Consider the following 2,760-nt stretch of genomic DNA (forward strand, 5'->3'; position numbering starts at 1 on the left):
TCCTACTCCTTATTCTTATCAGAAAATCTAATTAAATTTAGTCTTCTTTTTTCTTACGAGCAACAAGCCCAAATCCGCTCAAGACACCTAAAAGTCCAAGTGCTGCTAGGCTAGCATGGTCTTCTGTACCAGTATTAGGAAGTTCAGCTTGTCCTTTAGCTTCTGATGGAGCTACTGGAGCTTGTGGTGCTTTACCATTTACTGGTGCTGATGGCATCGTTGGAGTTGCTGGGTTAGCCGGTGTTGTTGGGTTAGTTGGATTAGCCGGAGCAACCGGTGTTGCTGGGTTAGCTGGGGCAGCTGGGGTTGCTGGGTTAGCCGGTGTTGTTGGTTGACTTGGGTCTGTCGGTTTCACCGGACTTGTTGGGTTTGTTGAAGGTGTTGATGGAGAACCTGGTTGAGATGGAGTGAGTGAGCCTCCATTTGTAGTACCTTCTTTGACTTCTTTATAAACGTAAGTTACTTCTGTTGTTCCTTCTGTTACTTTACCATTTTCATCACCTTTAGTTGAAGTTGGTACTAATACGTATAGTTTTCCATCTTTCGTAGTGATTGTAGCTGGTTTGTTGTCAGTTGTGTCATATGCTGAGCTTACTGATCCGTCTGTAGTATCTTTAACGTCTTCTGCGATTGTGTTACCCGCTTCGTCTACATAATGAACGACGACGTTTCCTTTAATTTCTTTGTACACATATGTTACTTCTGTTGTTTTACCTGCTTCAACACTTCCGTTTTCGTTACCTTTAGTTGATGCTGGTACTAATTCGTATACTCTTCCTTCTGCAGTTGTAATACGAGTTGGTTTCATATCATTATCAGTAGTGTTGTAAGCAGCTCCTGGTTTACCGTCTTTGGTATCAACAGCGTCAGTTTGGATTGTGTTTCCAGCTTCGTCTACATAGTGAACTACTACTTGTCCTGCTTTTTCGTAAACGTAAGTTACTTCAGTTTTACCTTCTACTACATCTCCTGTTTCAGGTTTAGAATCGTCTTTAACAGCTTTTTCTGTTAAGTAATATTTAACACCATCTTTTTCGATTGTTGCTGGTTTATTGTCAGTTGTATCGTATTTAGCGTTTAGAGAAGCACCTTTAGTATCTTCTTTATCTTCAGCAATCACGTTGCCTTCTGTGTCAACGTAGTGAACTACTACATCTCCAGTTACTTCTTTATAAACGTAAGTAACTTCTGTTGTTCCTTCTGTTACTTTACCAGACTCTTCACCCTTAGTTGAAGTTGGTACAAGTACATATACTTTACCATCTTTTGTAGTGATTGTAGCTGGTTTGTTGTCACTTGTGTCATATGCTGAGCTTACAGATCCATCAGTCGTATCTTTAATGTCTTCTGCGATTGTGTTTCCAGCTTCGTCTACATAGTGAACGACGACGTTTCCTTTTACTTCTTTGTAGACATAAGTCACTTCTGTAGTTTTACCTGCTTCAACATCTCCAGTTTCGTTACCTTTAGTTGATGCTGGTACGAGTTCATATACTTTTCCTTCTGGAGTAGTGATACGAGTTGGTTTCATATCGTTATCAGAAGTATCATATTTAGCTCCTGGTTGACCATCTTTTGTATCAACAGCATCTGCTTGAAGAGTGTTTCCAGCTTCGTCTACGTAATGAACAAGAACGTTTCCTGCTTTTTCGTATACATAAGTGATTTCTGTAGTTCCTTCTACAACAGCACCGTTTTCTGGTTTAGAATCATCTTTAAGTGCTTTTTCTGTTAAATAGTAAACCGTTCCATCTTTTTCAAGTTTAGCTGGTTTGTTGTCAGTTGTGTCATATTTCTCACTTAGTGATCCATTTTCTACATCTTTCGTATCTTCAGCAAGTGTGTTTCCTTCTGTATCAACGTAGTGAACGACGACATTACCAGTGATTTCTTTGTAGACGTAAGTTACTTCTGTAGTTTCTCCAGCTTTAACTTTACCTGTTTCATCACCTTTAGTTGATTGAGGGATTAACTCGTATACTCTTCCTTCTGGAGTAGTGATACGGTTTGGTTTCATTCCGTTATCTGCAGTGTTGTAGTCAGCGTTTGGTTTGCCGTCTTTTGTATCAACAGCATCCACTTGAATAGTGTTACCTTTTTCATCAGTGTAGTGAACAACTACTTGTCCTGCTTTTTCGTAAACGTAAGTTACTTCAGTCTTACCTTCAACTACGTCTCCGTTTTCTGGTTTAGAATCGTCTTTGACAGCTTTTTCTGTTAAGTAGTAAACAGTTCCGTCTTTTTCGATTTTCTCTGGTTTGTTGTCAGTTGTATCGTATTTAGAGTTTAGAGAAGCACCTTTCGTATCTTCTTTATCTTCCGCAATTACGTTACCTTCTGTGTCAACATAGTGAACGACTACATCACCAGTTACTTCTTTATAAACGTAGGTTACTTCTGTAGTTCCTTCAGTAACCTTACCAGTTTCAGCACCTTTAGTTGATGCTGGTACCAATTCGTATACTTTGCCTTCTGGAGTAGTAATACGTTCTGGTTTCATGCCGTTATCAGAAGTGTCATATGGTGTGCTAATTGATCCATCTGTTGTATCTTTAGCATCTTCAGCAATTTTGTTTCCTGCCTCATCTGTATAGTGAACTACTACATTCCCTTTAACTTCTTTATAAACGTAGGTTACTTCTTTCGTTTGACCTGATTCTACAGTACCTGTTTCATCACCTTTAGTTGACGCTGGTACTAGTTCATATACTTTGCCTTCTGCAGTTGTGATACGGTTTGGTTTCATTCCGTTATCTGCAG

At 39.3% G+C, this 2,760-nt stretch carries 1 protein-coding gene; it reads right to left on the reverse strand.

Annotation, left to right across the window (positions count from 1 at the left end; translation table 11 throughout):
* Nucleotides 1-37: 37 nt before the first annotated feature.
* Nucleotides 38-2,760: MucBP domain-containing protein (locus HMPREF2628_RS04450; RefSeq protein ID WP_142350494.1), on the reverse strand; the 2,723-nt coding region annotated here is incomplete at its 5' end.

The organism is Streptococcus sp. HMSC063B03 (assembly GCF_001836965.1).
In the GTDB taxonomy this organism is placed as follows: domain Bacteria; phylum Bacillota; class Bacilli; order Lactobacillales; family Streptococcaceae; genus Streptococcus; species Streptococcus pneumoniae_F.